Annotated in this window: 16 protein-coding genes; 11 read left to right on the top strand and 5 right to left on the bottom strand. The window is 28.1% G+C overall.

Translation table 11 applies throughout. The features are described from left to right. Positions 1-102: 102 nt before the first annotated feature. The 4 genes from ACYUEW_RS05430 (at position 103) to ACYUEW_RS05415 (ending at position 3,370) form a co-directional block, all read left to right on the top strand. Positions 103-402, top strand: a complete 300-nt coding sequence (locus ACYUEW_RS05430; protein ID WP_460276363.1) for a recombinase family protein — start codon at positions 103-105, stop codon at positions 400-402. Beyond that, entirely contained in the window at positions 326-790 is a 465-nt protein-coding gene (locus ACYUEW_RS05425) for an alpha/beta hydrolase (RefSeq protein ID WP_265204348.1), read from the top strand. Before ACYUEW_RS05430 ends, ACYUEW_RS05425 begins: the two co-directional genes overlap by 77 nt. A gap of 747 nt (positions 791-1,537) precedes the next feature. Next, positions 1,538-2,407 carry a radical SAM protein gene (locus tag ACYUEW_RS05420; RefSeq protein ID WP_265204347.1) on the top strand — a complete coding sequence of 290 codons (870 nt, stop codon included), beginning with the start codon at positions 1,538-1,540 and terminating at the stop codon, positions 2,405-2,407. 204 nt (positions 2,408-2,611) lie between these two features. Continuing rightward, complete coding sequence (locus ACYUEW_RS05415) at positions 2,612-3,370, top strand: YoaP domain-containing protein (RefSeq protein WP_460276362.1); 759 nt, start codon at positions 2,612-2,614, stop codon at positions 3,368-3,370. An 84-nt stretch (positions 3,371-3,454) separates the two neighbouring features. Here the strand turns inward: ACYUEW_RS05415 and ACYUEW_RS05410 are convergent, their stop codons facing one another. Further along, positions 3,455-3,850 carry a RidA family protein gene (locus ACYUEW_RS05410; RefSeq protein ID WP_085333343.1) on the bottom strand — a complete coding sequence of 132 codons (396 nt, stop codon included), beginning with the start codon at positions 3,848-3,850 and terminating at the stop codon, positions 3,455-3,457. 360 nt (positions 3,851-4,210) lie between these two features. On the opposite strand from ACYUEW_RS05410, the gene ACYUEW_RS05405 reads away from it, so the two are divergent. The 7 genes from ACYUEW_RS05405 (at position 4,211) to ACYUEW_RS05375 (ending at position 10,171) form a co-directional block, all read left to right on the top strand. Beyond that, on the top strand, positions 4,211-4,618 hold the full coding sequence (locus tag ACYUEW_RS05405; protein WP_085333342.1) for a YjdF family protein: 408 nt from the start codon (positions 4,211-4,213) through the stop codon (positions 4,616-4,618). A gap of 140 nt (positions 4,619-4,758) precedes the next feature. Continuing rightward, positions 4,759-5,388, top strand: coding sequence for a CatB-related O-acetyltransferase (locus tag ACYUEW_RS05400; RefSeq protein WP_085333341.1), 630 nt, complete (start codon positions 4,759-4,761; stop codon positions 5,386-5,388). Positions 5,389-5,460: 72 nt separating this feature from the next. Continuing rightward, positions 5,461-6,198, top strand: a complete 738-nt coding sequence (locus ACYUEW_RS05395) for a MurR/RpiR family transcriptional regulator (protein ID WP_072584094.1) — start codon at positions 5,461-5,463, stop codon at positions 6,196-6,198. 200 nt (positions 6,199-6,398) lie between these two features. Further along, positions 6,399-7,259 (top strand): tagatose bisphosphate family class II aldolase, encoded by an 861-nt coding sequence (locus tag ACYUEW_RS05390; protein WP_207130234.1) that lies wholly within the window; start codon positions 6,399-6,401, stop codon positions 7,257-7,259. Between the two features lie 19 nt (positions 7,260-7,278). Further along, positions 7,279-8,202, top strand: a complete 924-nt coding sequence (pfkB, locus tag ACYUEW_RS05385) for a 1-phosphofructokinase (protein ID WP_460276361.1) — start codon at positions 7,279-7,281, stop codon at positions 8,200-8,202. After that, positions 8,203-9,597, top strand: a complete 1,395-nt coding sequence (locus ACYUEW_RS05380) for a PTS fructose transporter subunit IIC (protein ID WP_003496169.1) — start codon at positions 8,203-8,205, stop codon at positions 9,595-9,597. A 133-nt stretch (positions 9,598-9,730) separates the two neighbouring features. Further along, positions 9,731-10,171, top strand: coding sequence for a PTS sugar transporter subunit IIA (locus ACYUEW_RS05375; RefSeq protein ID WP_460276422.1), 441 nt, complete (start codon positions 9,731-9,733; stop codon positions 10,169-10,171). Positions 10,172-10,379: 208 nt separating this feature from the next. Here ACYUEW_RS05375 and treR read toward each other — a convergent pair whose 3' ends face one another. From treR to ACYUEW_RS05355, 4 genes are all read right to left on the bottom strand, one after another. Further along, complete coding sequence (gene treR / locus ACYUEW_RS05370) at positions 10,380-11,090, bottom strand: trehalose operon repressor (protein WP_460276360.1); 711 nt, start codon at positions 11,088-11,090, stop codon at positions 10,380-10,382. Between the two features lie 20 nt (positions 11,091-11,110). Next, on the bottom strand, positions 11,111-12,790 hold the full coding sequence (treC, locus tag ACYUEW_RS05365) for an alpha,alpha-phosphotrehalase (protein ID WP_460276359.1): 1,680 nt from the start codon (positions 12,788-12,790) through the stop codon (positions 11,111-11,113). Between the two features lie 213 nt (positions 12,791-13,003). Further along, on the bottom strand, positions 13,004-14,431 hold the full coding sequence (gene treP / locus ACYUEW_RS05360; protein WP_003485651.1) for a PTS system trehalose-specific EIIBC component: 1,428 nt from the start codon (positions 14,429-14,431) through the stop codon (positions 13,004-13,006). A 471-nt stretch (positions 14,432-14,902) separates the two neighbouring features. After that, entirely contained in the window at positions 14,903-16,468 is a 1,566-nt protein-coding gene (locus ACYUEW_RS05355) for a MutS-related protein (RefSeq protein ID WP_003485654.1), read from the bottom strand. Positions 16,469-16,806 lie beyond the last annotated feature (338 nt).

The following is a 16,806-nucleotide window of genomic DNA, read 5'->3' as shown; positions in this document are numbered from 1 at the left end:
ATTAAATATTTAGAACTTTTGTGTCAATGGACGCATTTAAATAACATGCTTTAATAGAGCTGTTAGAGAATTAGTAAAAATAAATATATTGTTGCTCTCTATATGAGATTATCAACAGATGCTGGCATTCAAGAGAGTTCAAGTATTACAACTCAGCGAAAAATATTAATAGAATATTGTAAAGAGTATGGATATATTATATTTGACGAATATATAGATGATAGTTATAGTGGTACTAATTTCAATAGACCTGCTTTTCAACGCATGATTCAAGATATAGAAGATAAAAAGATTAATTTAGTTATTGCAAAGGACTTATATTGTCTTGGAAGAAAGCAAATGCCCAACAATTATCTGGGTACATGGTGGAGCTTTTGTAGGAGGGGACAAAGATCAAGTTGATATTTTTGCTACAACTTTAGCAAGTAATGGTTATGTAGTACTTTCAATGAATTATGAATTAGCTCCTGAAGCAAAATGTCCTATTCCAATAATGCAGTTAGAAGAATTTTATAGTCATATAGCTAGTATTAAAACAAAGTACTCGATTGATGAAAATCAGTTATTTTTTGCAGGAGATTCCGCAGGAGCACAAATAGTAAGTCAGTTTCTAGCAATTCAAACTAATAAAAAATTTGCAGATAAGATGGGATCTAAACAGAGGGTTCCTAAAGATTCAATAAAAGGAGCTTTGTTATATTGTGGACCGTATGATATTGAGCAGCCATCCAATCCCAATACTAATTTTTTGTTAAATTTTGGATTAACCAAACAGCTTGGAGTTATATAGGTAAACGAAATTTTAAAGATAGTGAACAAATTAAAGAAATTTCTACTGTAAATTATGTAACAAAGGATTTTCCACCTAGTTTTATTACGGATGGAAATACAAGTTCTTTTGAAAGTCATGGTAAAGAGCTAAATAAAAAGTTTCAACAAAATAATGTTGAAATACAGACACTATTTTTCCCTAAAGAACAATATATAACAGAACATGAATATCAGTTTAAGTTAGATACTGAACCTGGGTTTAAGGCTTTACAGGATAGTATCAATTTTTTAAAACGTCATACAAAATAACTATAAGAAATATATAAAGTAAAAGACTATATTTATTATAAAAGGATGATTTCTGCATTTTACAGAAGTCCTCCTTTTTAATTAGTAATAGTTTCTTATTATAAGAAACAAGTATTATAAAAGAAGTGATTAAATGGAATATACAAATTTTTGTAGGTTTTATTGGTTCCTAATTAAAATGTATGTTCATAAGTATATAACAAAACAAATGAGGAATTGTTACTAAAATAATAAAAAAAATATATAATATACAAATGAACCATCCTAAAATAATTATTGGAATAAAGGAAGATAATAGAATATAATTGAATTAAAAGACCATTCTTAATAAGTAGTTCTTATTAAAATGATATTTTATAAAAATTAACTAAAAAATGTGAAGTTTTTAGTATAGAACAAAAGATAAAAATTTTGATGAATAGATTAGAGTATTTTTAACGGAGGTATTGAGAAGTTTATGAGGTATGAAGGCGCTATATTTAGACCACCTAGTGAAGCAAATAGTTTAATTTTACAGATTACTATAGGGTGTTCTCATAATAAATGTAGTTTTTGTTCTATGTATAAAAATGAGAAGTTTAGAGTAAGAAATTTAGAGGAAATATTTGAGGATTTAGAGGAAAGTAAATTATATTATAGAAGAATAAATAGAATATTTTTAGCAGATGGAGATGCACTTTGTTTAAAAACAGAAACTTTAAAAAAAATATTACTAAAAATAAAAGAAACTCATCCTCAGTGTGAAAGAGTTGGTATATATGCTACAGCTAAAGATGTACTAAGAAAATCCATAGAAGAATTAAAAGAGCTTAGAGAATTAGGCCTAGGAATAGTTTATATGGGGTTAGAAAGTGGTAGTCCAGAAATTTTAGAGGACATAAATAAAGGGGTTAAAGTTGAGGAATATATAAAAGCTTCTAAAAAGGCAAGGGCCAGTGGGATAAAATCATCTATAACTGTAATATCTGGCCTTGGAGGAAAAGAAAAATGGCAACAGCATGCCATAGAAACAGGTAAAGCATTATCTTTAATAGATCCAGATTATGTTGGTTTATTAACGCTTCTTTTAGATGAAGGTACAGAAATGACTGAACAGGTGAAAAGAGGAGAGATCACTTTACTAAAACCAGAAGAGGTTATGAAAGAAACAAAATTAATGCTAGAAAATATGAATGTAACTAATTGTATATTTAGAAGTAATCATGCCTCTAATTATGTGGCATTAAGAGGTACATTACCTAGGGATAAAGAAAAATTAATAAATGTAATAGAAAATATATTAAAGAAAGATTTTTATTACAAAGAAGATATGTATAGATTGTTATAGGATCAATTTAAATAAACTACATTAGGAATATTAAAAATTGAAAACAGATATTAAAGTAGAAGGATATATTAATATAAATAAATATTGCAAATAAAAATTAATGATAGGAAAGATTTTTAATATGACATGCAGGTGTCATAATAGCCTTGGTATAATGAAATTATATATTAAAGATAAATTTAAATATCAAGGAGATAATAATTTATGAATATCATAAGTGTTGATAATGAAAATATTGATAAAGAGCATATTTGTTGTGCTATATCAGATAAAAAAGGAGAAACTTGTATATCATCTAAGAAAAACTGGATGAAAAAACAATTTAATGAAGGACTTGTTTTTAAAAAGTTTAATGTACGTGGTAAGGTTTTTATAGAATATATACCTGCCGAAAATGCATGGTGTCCAATTGAAGCCCCAGGATATATGTTTATCAATTGTTTTTGGGTTTCTGGTCAATTTAAAGGTCAGGGTTGTGGAAATAAATTGTTGGAAGAATGTATTATGGATGCAAAGCAACAGAATAAAAAGGGGCTTGTTATCCTTTCATCAAAAAAGAAAATGCCCTTTTTGTCAGATCCTAAATACTTAAAATATAAAGGGTTTAAAATATGTGATATAGCAGAACCTTATTATGAACTGTTGTACCTTCCTTTTGATGAAAATGAAGTAAAGCCAAAATTTAAAGAGTGCTGTAAAAATGCTACAATTAATGAAAAGGGAATGGTTTTATATTACTCAAATCAATGTCCACATACTGATAAATATGCACCACTAATTAAAGAGATTGCTCAATTAAAAAAGGTGAAATTTTCATTGATAAGGTATGAATCTAAGCAGCAAGCTCAGAATGCACCTTCACCCTTTACCACATATAGTCTTTTTTATGATGGTAAGTTTGTGACCAATGAAATATTATCAGAGAATAAATTTAAGAAGTTACTTGAGAAAAAAGGTTTTTAAAATGAAAAAAATGTCCTCAATGTTTTTTAACAATGAGGGCATTTTTTATAATGGAATATTTTTATTTAGGAGGATGAGATAAAATTATTTTGCTGCCCATATTTCAATTTCTAATTTTATCTCTTTTAATCCTAAAGCATTTACATAAGCAACAGTCATTGAAGGATAAGGTTTTCCAAAAAAATCATCATATACTTTATCAAAGTAATCCCAGTCAATTTCTTCTGTTGCCCAAATATTAACCTTTATAACATTATTAGGTGTTAAATCTATACTCTTTAATAGATTTGATATATTTAAAAATGTGTTGTTTACCTGTTCATTGAATTCCACAGGGAAATTGCCATCTAAATCTGCTCCAACTTGTCCAGAAAATGTGTAAAATGTTGCATTAGGCTCTATTTTGGTTATATGAGTATAATTACCCACTGCTTTACTTATTTTTGAAGAATTCAATCTATTAACTACATTATTATCCATTTTTATTAATTCCTTTCTCTATTGGGATAAAATAATTTCTACCACTATATATTGCTTATAATATATAGTTATCCATTGATAGAAATTTATTTATCGAAAACAGAGATGGAATGCTTATTCTTTTCTATGTTACTAGCATATAAACATTCTTTCATTTTAATACCTCCCATGCTATAAATATATATATTGAAATAGATTTTGTCAATGAATACTAATTAATGCTATAATAAAGTTGAAATAAATAGCTTTGAGATAAAAACACGATTCGGTTGGTAGTCCGAATGGGGTAATTAACCCTCAGTAACCTGCCCTCCTGGGGTTGTCCGTTCTCTAATTGAGCTGTATAACAGGAGGAGAAAAATGATTAAATTAACAGTTTTATTTGATGATCCTTTTTGGATAGGTATTTTTGAAAAACAGTATCAAGATAAAATTCAAATATGTAGGGTGGTCTTTGGTCAGGAACCTAAAGACTATGAAGTATATGATTTTATCTTAAAAAATTATTACAATCTTAAATTTAGTGATCCAATATCTATAGACGAAAAGCCTAAGAAAAAAATTAATCCCAAGAGGATGCAAAGAAAAATTAAGAAAACAGTACAGGAAAAAGGTATTGGAACAAAGGCGCAACAGGCTTTAAAACTTGATCATGAAAATAAAAAAACAGAAAGAAAGATTAAGTTAAAGGAAAATCGTGAAAATAAAAAAGAACTTAAATTTCAAAAAAGACAGGAAAAGAAATTTCAAAAGAAAAAGGGACATTAATATAGAAATGATATATGTTATAAAAAAATATTTATTAGGAGTTAGAAAATGTCTACAACAAAAAGAACACACAAGTAAGCCTTCTATACTTATGAAAAATCACAATTATATAATAAAAAAAAGTATAGGAGGCAGTTTTTATGAATAATAATATTTTTGAAAATTGGATGCATAGCTATATAATAAAGGATCATATTACAAATAAGAACATTGAAGTTGGTGATTTCACTTATTATTCTGGCTATTATCATGCTAAGCATTTTCAAGACTATTGTGTAAGATATTTATCCGAAGAGAGAGATGATGTTGATAAACTAAAAATAGGAAAGTTTTGTTCAATAGGTTCAGGAGCTACATTTATTATGGCAGGAAATCAAGGCCATAGATATGATTGGATAACAAGCTATCCCTTCTATTATACAAATCTTAATGAAAATTCAAAGGATGGATATGTGCGAAGTGGAGATACTGTAGTAGGAAATGATGTATGGATAGGAACTGAAGTTATAATAATGCCGGGAATAAAAATAAATGATGGGGCTGTAATAGGAACAAGAGCAGTGGTTACTAAAGATGTAGAGCCATATACCATTGTGGCTGGAAACCCAGCTAAACCTATAAAAAAAAGATTTTCACAGGATGAAATTCAAATGTTATTAGAAATAAAATGGTGGAACTGGCCCATTGAAAAAATAAAGGAAAACATACCTATTTTATGTAGTAATAATATTAAATTATTATACAAAAAGTTTGTATGCAATAATATTTAGTTCAAATATTTTAATTTTAGAAGTATTTAATTTAGGGGTTTCTTTAGCAATTATATGAATGGGGATGAAAAAATGGTTATAGAAGTTAATAAAAGTATTTTTGATGGTCTTACTGAAACAGAGAAAACAGTAGTTAATTATATTAATTCTAATGAAAGCAAAATACCTAATATGTCTATAGTAGATGTAGCAGAAAAATCTTTTACCTCCCCAGCAACGGTTTCTAGAACTATTAAAAAATGCGGATTAGAAGGTTTTTCCGAATTAAGATACAAAATTTCAGCTAAAAATGATTACAATCATGATTCTAAAAAGGTAAATGAAATACTAGGTAAATCTTTAATAGAAGTAACAAAGACTATAGAAAATATTTCTGTAGAAAATGTATTGAAAACTGTTAGGCTAATAAAAGAAGCAAAGCGTATATACATTTTAGCTAGAGGTCTTACAGAACTTGTGGCTCAAGAGTTTAATTTAAAATTAGAATTATTAGGATATAATACATTTTTGATAGTAGATCCTAATATTATGAGAAAGATATGTAAAACTTTAAATAAAGAGGAACTTGTAATAGTCTTTTCACTAAAAATCGGCTCTCCTGAAATAGTAGAGTCAGCAGAAAGTGCAATTAAAACTGGAGCAAAATTAATCACTTGCTGTTGTGTTAAAAATAGTAAATTAGAAAATTTATCAGATATTACATTGATAGGCCATAAACAGTCTAGAACTGCTATTAAAGAATTTGAAGTTACTTCAAGGTTACCCTTGTTTATAATATCAAGAGCTATTATAGATTATTTAATAATTTAAAAGCTGTATGAAAAGAGATTTTTTAATATTGAAAATCTCTTTTTTATATTTTCAGAATTATTTTACATAGCTCTAATATAGACAAATACAGGAGTTCATTGTATATTTACATAAAAAAACACATATAAACTATGAAAACATTTTCTCTATATATTAGATAAAATAAAAGTATAAATAAAATATAAACGGAGGACAAAATAATGAGAAGAATTTTATCTACTAGAGAAATGTTAAAAAAAGCTCAAGCAGGAGCATATGCTATACCAGCATTTAATATTCATAATTTAGAAACATTACAGGTTGTGGTAGAAACTGCAGCAGAATTAAAATCTCCAGTTATTATAGCAGGAACACCATCAACAATTAGTGATTATGCAGGACCGGATTATATAGCTGCTATGGCAGAAGTTGCAGCAGAAAAATATGATATTCCAATAGCAATTCATTTAGATCACTTTGAAAATGTGGAGGAAATTAAAAAGAATATCGATATTGGATTTAAATCTTGTATGATTGATGCATCTAAAAAACCCTTTGAAGAAAATATAAAAACTGTTAAAGAAGTAGTAGAATATGCTCATAAATACGATGCAACTGTAGAAGCAGAACTTGGTAAGCTAGGTGGAAAAGAAGATGATTTAGTAGTAAGTGAAAAGGATGCTATGTATACAAATCCAGATGATGCTGTAGAATTTGTAAATAGAACCGGGGTGGATTCTTTAGCAGTAGCTATAGGAACAGCTCATGGATTATATAAGGGAGAAGCAAAACTTGATTTTGATAGATTAAAAGAAATTAGAGAAAAAGTTAGTGTACCTTTAGTATTGCATGGGGCTTCAGATGTACCAGATGAATTAGTTAAGAAAGCTATATCTCTTGGAATTTGTAAAGTAAATGTGGCTACAGATTTAAAAATACCATTTTCAGATGCTGTAAAAAATTACTTTAATGAAAATCCAAAGGCTAATGATCCAAGAAAATATATGACACCAGGAAAAGAAGCCATGAGAGAAGTAGTAAGACATAAAATAATGGTTTGCGGAAGTAATGGACAAGCTTAGACCTAGAGGAGATGAGGCTATGATTTATACATTAACTACTAATCCAGCTATCGATATGAACTGTTCTTCCAGTAGTAATGAACCTTTTAAGGTAAATAGAACTAATAATTTATCCTATTCGCCTAATGGAAAAGGAGTAAACGTATCACTAGTTTTAAATCATTATTCTATAGAAAGTAAAGCTCTTGGATTTTTCGGAGGATTTACAGGAAAGTATATTGTAGAGGAACTAGATAAGAAAAATATACTTACAGAAGCTTTTTGGATAGAAGAAAATACAAGGATAAATGTATTTATAAATACGGAAGATAGTAAAGAATTTAAGTATGTAAACAAGGGACCTTTTGTTTCAAGGAAAACTCAAAAGGATTTATTAAAATATTTATCATTAAATTTAAAAAAAGATGATTATTTAATAATAAGTGGAAGTCTTCCTCAAAGTATTGAAGAGGATTACTATAATGAAATTTTAGATATATGTATGAAAAATAATGTCCAAGTTATATTAGATATAAGCTCTAAAAAATTAAAAGAATTATTAAAATATAAACCTTTATTAATTAAACCTAATGATGAAGAAGTTGAGGCTATATTTGGACTTAGGTTAAAAGATGAAGAGGATATAAAAGGGGCATTAAAATATATTTATAAGTTAGGTGCAAAAAATATACTTTTAACCTTAGGAGAAAAGGGAATGTATTTTTACAATGGAGACAAAGTTTATTATTGCAATGCACCAAAGATTAAACTTTTAAGTTCTGCTTGTGCAGGGGATGCATCCTTAGCAGCATTTTTAAGTGAATGGTTATTTGAATCTAATATAGAAAAGGCACTTAAAAAGGCATCCGCTACCGGTGCAAATGTTGCTGAATCTAGTGCGTTAGGAACTTTTAGTAAAGTATCAGAGTATATACAAAAAATAGATGTTAAGGAGGTAATGTAAATGAAAAAGATTATTGCTGTTACGGGATGTCCTACAGGAATAGCTCATACATTTATGGCAGAAGAAGCATTAAAGAAGGCAGCCAAAGAATTAGGAGTAGACATAAAAGTAGAAACTAATGGTGCTGTTGGAGTAGAAAATGAATTAACAGATAAGGATATAGAAGAAGCAGTTGGAGTAATAGTTGCATCAGATAAGGATGTTAGAGCTGATAGATTTACAGGAAAGGCAACTATAGAAACTTCAGTAGCAGATGGGATTCGTAAACCTAAAGAATTAATTCAAGCGGTATTAGATGGAAAGGCTCCTATAAAAGGAGGAGCAGCTAAAAAAACTATAAAGAAAAGTTCAGAAGAAGTTCCAGGTAAAAAATCTGTAACTAGAGATATCTATAAACACTTAATGAATGGTGTATCTCATATGTTACCTTTCGTTGTAGCAGGTGGTGTACTTATAGCTATATCTTTTTTATGGGGAATATATTCCTTTGATCCAAAATCAACACAATATAATCCTATAGCAGCTATGATTAAGGGAATAGGTGGAGAAGCATTTGCAATAATAGTTCCAATATTTACAGCTTATATTGCAGATTCCATTTCTGGAAGACCAGGTATGGTAGCCGGATTTGTTGGTGGACTTATAGCAAATACTACAGGATCAGGATTTTTAGGTGGTATCATTGCAGGTTTCTTTGCAGGATATCTAATGCTTTACTTTAAAAAATTACTTTCAGGATTACCAAAACAATTTGAAGGTTTAAAATCAATATTTATATTGCCAATAATCGGAATATTGGTAACAGGTGTACTAATGACATTATTAGGTGAACCGGTAGCAGCTTTAAATAAGGGTATCATGGCATGGCTTGCATCACTTGAACAAGCAAATCCCATTTTATTAGGAATAATTATAGGTTGTATGTCTGCCTTTGACTTTGGCGGACCAGTAAATAAAGCCGCTTACCTAACAGGTACAATGCTACTTGCACAAGGAAATTATTATTTCATGGCTGGTGTTTCAGCAGCTTGTATAACACCACCACTTGTAATCGCTTTAGCAACAACATTCTTCAAAAATAGATTTGATGAAGAGGAAAGAGCAGCAGGTTTGGTTAACTACATCTTAGGTTGTACTCATATAACAGAGGGAGCAATTCCTTTTGCAGCCAAAGATCCATTAAGAGTTATTCCAATATTAATGGTTGGTTCTTCTGTATCTTCTGTATTAACTTATTTAATGAAAATTCAAGTACCAGCTCCTCACGGTGGATTTTTAATACTACCATTAGTTAGTAAACCATTACTATGGGTAGGTGCTATATTAGTAGGATCAACAGTAGGTGCAATATTATATGGAATATATAGAGGACATACACAAAAGAAAGCTCAATAAGGTTAATTTAAAAAATATATACCTTGTTACTAGGCTAATTATAATTTATAATAGCATTGGACATTATTGTTAAACATAAGATAAAAACAATAATTTACAAGGTATTTAGGATAAGGGGATGAATAAAATAATTATGGAATTAAATGAATTAATAACAGAAAGCACTATAGAATTAAATGTAGTGGCAAAGGATAAAGAAGATCTTATTAATAAAATGATTGACGTTTTGGTAAAAGATGGAGCAGTTCTTGATGAGGATAAGTTTAAAGCAGATATTTATCATAGGGAATCTTTAAGTAATACAGGCATAGGTTTTGGTATTGCTATACCACATGCTAAATCTATAGCTGTAAAAGAACCGCGTATTGCAGTAGGAATTCTTAAAGATAATGTAGATTATGACTCAATAGACGGAGAGCCGGTAAACATGATATTTATGATAGCAGTAAACGATATGCAAAGTGATCTTCATCTAAAGGCATTAGCTAACTTATCAAGAAAATTGATGCATGAAGATTTTAGAGGAAAAATATTAAACGCAAAATCAAAATCAGAAATATTAGAAATAATTTAAATTACTTCTAACAATTTGGATTTTAGAAAAACCCTATCTCAATTAAAATTCATTTTATAAAATCAATAATATGAAATCAATAACTAATATAATTATATAAATTTAAACATAAAAAAGTTATAACACAAGAGAAAGAAACTGTCTTAAAGTAGGTTTGATTTTAAGACAGTTTCTTTTTAATCTATTGCTGTAAAGTTAAAAAACAGTATTATTTTCTTCGTGCAAATTCTACAAATTTAAATCTATCCGGTCTATGCCTAGATTCAGTGTATTGAAATAGACTCATATCATCTAGATATATATAGTTTTTTACCACTACTATCATATTATAGCCTTCAAAATCTAAATATGATTTGTCTTCCTCAGTAGCTTGTTGCACTGTAATTTCCTTCTTGGCAAAGCTAATTTTAAGTCCTAGTTCATTTTCAAGATATTCATATATAGAATTTTCACAAATATCCTTAGTTAATAAAGGTACATATTTCTTATTAAAAAAGTCTTTATCCAAGATGATTTTTTTATTGTTTATTTCTCTTACTCTTATAACTTTCCACACGTTATCATTTTTTGATAGGTTTAGTTGTTTCATTAAAAAGTTATCTGGTTCCATTAGCTTTAATTCTTTAACTAGGGTATTAGATTCTACGCCCATTTTAGTAGATAATTCTTTAAAACTTGTAAGTCCTGAAACAGGAAAATCAAATTTATTAATATCTATAACAAAGGAACCTTTACCCTTTACTTTTTGAATATAACCATTACTTTCTAGTAAATTTAATGCCTTTCTTATGGTATCTCTAGATACATTATATTCTTTCATCATCTCATTTTCAGAGGAAAGTTTTTCACCGGATTCAATTTTATTATTTTCTATTTTATTTGAAATTTCATTATAAATAGTCAAATACTTGCTTTCCATATCTTATCACCAGAAACATTTTAACATTTTTTTGATTTTTTCTCAAGGTAATAAGCAATAGACTCATAAGGTCGTAAATTAATTTCTCTAAAGTTTGTAGGAGAATCCTTATAATTAGAAATTAAAATTTTATTTTCATATTCATCTAATTTTAATTCTGTAGGTAATTTAAATAAGGATTCCTTTCCATAAAAATTATTTATTACAAGTAGTTTTTCATTTTTGTAATTTCTTAAATAAGCAAATATACTTTTATCTTCTTCTAATATCAACTCAAAATTTCCATAAGATATAATATCATATTCTTTTCTTAATTTGATTAATTTTTGATAGTGATAAAAAATAGAGTCCTTATCCTTTAAAGAGTTTTCTACATTAATGGTTTTATAATTTTTACATATTTCTATCCAGGGCTCTTCTTTAGTAAATCCAGCATTGTTTGAGTTATCCCATTGCATTGGACTACGAGAATTATCTCTGGATTTTGACTGTAGAATTTTAATTATTTCTTCTTCAGTTTTACCTTCAGATTTTAGTATATTATAAAAATTAATTGATTCCACATCCCTATAAGAATTAATTGTATCATAATAACAATTTGTCATACCGATTTCTTCTCCTTGATAAATATAGGGAGTTCCTCTAAGTAGGTGTATTGATGTAGCTAACATTTCTGCGGATTCCTTATGGTATTTTTTATCATCTCCAAAACGGGATACAATACGAGGTTGGTCATGGTTACACCAAAATACTGCATTCCAACCCTTTCCTTCTTCCATTCCAACCTGCCAATGATTGAAGAGATTTTTTAATTTTATAAAATCAAAATCCATTAAGCTCCATTTATCACCGTCTTTGTAATCTACTTTTAGATGATGAAAGTTAAATACCATAGATAATTCTTCTTCTTTAGGATTTGAATATTTAATGCAATTATCTATAGTGGTAGAGGACATTTCGCCTACAGTAATTATATCTTTATATCTCCCAAAGGTTTCTTTATTTAGCTGTTTTAGATAGTTATGAATATTAGGACCATCTGTATAAAATGAGCGACCATCTCCCATAGTATCATCCTTATATTCCATTGGTTTTGAGATCACATTAATAACATCGAAGCGAAAGCCTTTTACACCCTTTTTAATCCAAAAATTAACAATATCAAAAACTTCTTTTCTAACTTCTTCATTTTCCCAGTTAAGATCCGCTTGAGTAGCATCATATAAATGTAAGTAATATTCATTAAACTCTTTAACATATTCCCATGCAGAACCACCGAACTTGGAGTCCCAATTGGTAGGAACCTGTCCATTTTTAGGTTCTTTAAAAATATAATAATTTTTATACTTTTCATCACCCTTTAGAGCATTTCTAAACCACTTATGTTCTGTAGAGGTATGATTAAATACCATATCAAGCATAATATCAATTTCTCTTTTATTTGCTTCTTTAACTAGCTTATCAAAATCTTCCATGGTTCCAAATAGGGGATCAATGTTACAATAATCTGCGACATCATATCCATTGTCTTTTTGAGGAGAGATATAAAAAGGAGTTAACCATATATAATCTATACCTAATGTTTTTAAATAATCCAATTTAACTGTAATTCCTTTTAAGTCTCCCAATCCATCACCATTAGTATCATTAAAGGATTTTGGGTATATTTGATAGACTACGCTTTTTTTAAAATCTTTCATATAATTTGCTCCTTTTTTTATAATATGAATCAGAAAATGGAGGAATTTAATCCTCCTTTTCTATTTGTAATATTATTTTAAGATGTTTTTCCTTTGAAATTTTGTATTTTAAATTTACTTTTATTTGAACTATTATTTTATATTCTAAGCATTTTTCTATTTCAAATCTTATTATGGTAATTTTAAAGCTTTTTTCTTTAAAATGTAATTAGTTTATTGTGTTTTTTTACTCCACTTTTTTTTCTTAGAAAACACAATTGTAAGTATAAAAGGTACAACAATAGCTACTAACATTGCTAATGCAAAAGACAGCATGTATTGTGGCTTTATAGACAAGATGCCTGGTAGGCCACCAACTCCAATTGAATTAGCCATAACATTTGAACCTACTGATATTACTGCGGCTATGGAAGAACCTATCATAGCTGCTAAGAAAGGGAACACATACTTTAGGTTTATACCAAATATAGCTGGTTCCGTTACCCCTAAATAACAGGAAATTGCTGCTGGAATAGATATTTGTTTTTCTTCTTCATTATTTTTATTTAAATAAATCATTGCTAAAACAGCAGAGCCCTGAGCTATATTGGATAGAGCAATCATTGGCCATAAATTAGTTCCACCAAGTTCGGCCATTATTTGCAAATCAATAGTATTTGTCATATGATGTAATCCTGTAATTACTAAAGGTGCATAGGTAAATCCAAATACCGCTGCAAAGAGCCATCCAAAAGTTGAAGTTAAACTTGAATATACTACGTTTGCTATAACTGTACCTATTTTCCAACCCACTGGACCCAAAACAATATGGGCTATTAATACAGTAGGTACTAAGGAAAGAAAAGGTACTACAATCATTGAAATATATTCTGGCACAATTTTACGTACAGATCTCTCTAACCAGGCTAAAAGAAAACCGGCTAGCATGGATGGAATAACCTGTGCCTGATAACCAATCATTTGAATCTTTGCAAAGCCAAAATTCCAAACTGGAATTTTATCGATAGGAGTACTTGAAGCGGCATAAGCATTCAATAGTTGAGGAGAAACCAAAGTAAGTCCTAATATTATTCCTAAAATCTGTGTGGTGCCCATCTTTTTAGAAATAGACCAAGTTATTCCAACAGGTAAGAAGAAGAAAATTGCTTCACCAATTAACCATAAGAAGGAATGAACTCCTTGCCAAAACTGTGATACCTGTATTAAAGTTTTAGTTCCATTTTCAACTAATTTAATATCTCCAATAATATTACGGAATCCTAATATTAAACCTCCAACTACAAGAGCAGGGATAAGAGGTGTAAATATTTCTGCTAAATTAGCCAGTAGTTTTTGCATAAAATTCATATTATTTTTAGCAGCTACCTTGGCTTGATCTTTGCTAACACCATCTACTTCTGCTATTTTTACAAATTCATTATAAAATGTTGATACTTCATTACCAACAATAACTTGAAATTGACCGGCCTGTGTAAAAACCCCTTTTACGGATTTAATTTTTTCAATGTTTTTAACATCAGCTTTCTTAATATCATTTAATACAAAACGCATACGGGTTGCACAATGGGTTACTGCAGAGATATTTTCTTTTCCACCAATATATTCTAATAATTGCTGTACGTCATTTGAAAACTTAGACATATTATAATCCCCCTTTATTATTTATACTTTCGTAAATATTTTTATCTATTAGAAAGATGTACGTACAAGTTAATATAACTAAATTATATCTTGTACGTACATGCTAGTCAATACGTTTTCATAAATTTTTATTATATTTATTTTTTCTATTAAAGTAAAAACATATACAAATGGAAAATAAGAGGGAAATAGAGTTGAGGGTAACATTAGCTATACTCTTCTTTTTTAAGCCATTATCATAAAATCAAAAAACATTAATATTTTCTTGTAGGAAATTTTAATAATAATAGGACTTATCTGGGGTAGTTTAAATAAACCCAAATAAGTCCTTATAATAATAATACAAATAAATTATTTAATATATGAATTAATTTAAGAGTAGTCATTACATAGTTATAAATTTTTAACTTACATACTGACAATATTATTTTTAATATTGTCTTAAAATAGCTTATGGTATATTATGATAAGTTAAATAAATCCTTTAATAGTTTCAGCTCTCTTATAGGCTTTTTCAGTTACTTCCTTTGGATAGCCAATATACTCTAAAAGTCTTATGGCATTTCTTGTATTAGAAACTCCAACCTTTAGCTTATAATCAAAGTTTAATCCATTCTTACTATCAACGGATTCGCTGAAATAATAAAACTGGTAACTATCCTTTAAAATATCTACTAATTCTCTATCATGGGTAGCTACAATAGAAACTGTTCTTCCATTTTGAAGATAAGAAAGTATTTCTGCTGACATAGCTATTCTCTCGATAGGATTTGTTCCTCTAAATATTTCATCTATAGGGCAGAATACAGGTAAATCTTTTTCAAGAGCTTTAACTATTCTAAGTATTCCTTCTGCTTCAGCCATATAGTAACTTTTTCCCTTTGATAGATCATCATTAGGACTAATAGAGGATACTATATTAAAAAAGGAAGCTTTATATTCTTTAGCTAATGCAAAATAAAAGGTTTGTGATAATAGTATGTTTATACCTAGCATCCTTAAAAATGTTGATTTACCAGACATATTTGTACCTGTAAGTACTATTCCTTTATCTTTAATAGAAATAGAATTTGATACTGGTTTATCTAAAAGTGGGTGAATACCTTCTTTAATATCTAAGGAAACTTCCTCTGTAAAAATAGGATTTACATAGGATTCATTTAACTTTTTTTGATATCCAGATATGGATAGTAATACTTCTAATTCACCTAAAATATAAAATATATCCATTATGTATTCTTTCTTGTCTTTTAAAACTTCAGATACTTTATAATAGGCACATTCTTCTACTAAAAATATTACACATATAGCCTCAAACAAACCCTGCCACATATTTACAAAGCCTATTAAAAAAGTGCCTCTGTCAATAGATTTTACCTGTTTAAGATTATGGTTTATATTATTTGTATAATAGTTAAGACCATTACTTTTTATACTACCTATTTTTTTAGCTGCTTTTATAATTGCCCTTAAATATATAATTCCTTTAGATTTTATTGTATTTCTTTCAATATAATTAACAAACATATTTAAACCAGCTGAAATAGCTATATATTTAGCATAATTTACATTTGCAAATACAGTAAGCAGGATAGCTATTAAAGGGAAAATTTTACCTAATATTGTATATAAATAATATTTTATTTTATTTACCACTAGTTCACTTTCTATCATGTCTAAGAAAGTATTCTTTCTATCTCTACCTAATTCATAGTATATAATCAAAAGCTTATCTCTTAAATTTACATCCTCTTTAAATAGCTGAATTAGATTATTCCTGCTTTTTAATTTTTCTTCATTATTTAAGGGGTTTCTAAGCATATAATATAAAACAGATTCCCCTAAAGTACTGGAGTTTCTATCTAATTTTCCATAGATTCTATCCATATCCATATCAGACCAGGTTTCATCATCAATGGTATAATCTTGTTTTTCTTTCATATCAAAAAATTTTCTTATATTCTTAAATTTTCTGTTTTTTTCATCACCTTCTTCATATTGTATTTTTGCCCAATTTAAAGCTACTTTTTTATTCAATTTTGTTCTCCTTTCAATATGAAATATAAAAATTTTATATAATAATATTTTAACATGTATTTTATGACTTAATATTAGTTTTTTACATTTTATATTAAATATTTCTTAAAATCTATTAAAATCTTTAATTTACTATATAAGATTAGACTTTATTAAGTTGATATCATTTGGAGGTCCTTATGCGCATATTCTTATAATTTTACAAAAGGAATTATCAAGAATATGGGGATATAATGAAATTGAGGATAATTTTTTTAGAATTTTATATACAGTATTTTTATTTTAGTTATATTTTTTGTACACTAATTAATTATTGTATTTAAATAAAATTTTTTATA

It is taken from the genome of Clostridium sp. CTA-1 (genome assembly GCF_054768215.1).
Note: the sequence above shows the minus strand (reverse complement) of the source record. Positions and strands in the feature narration are given on the sequence as shown.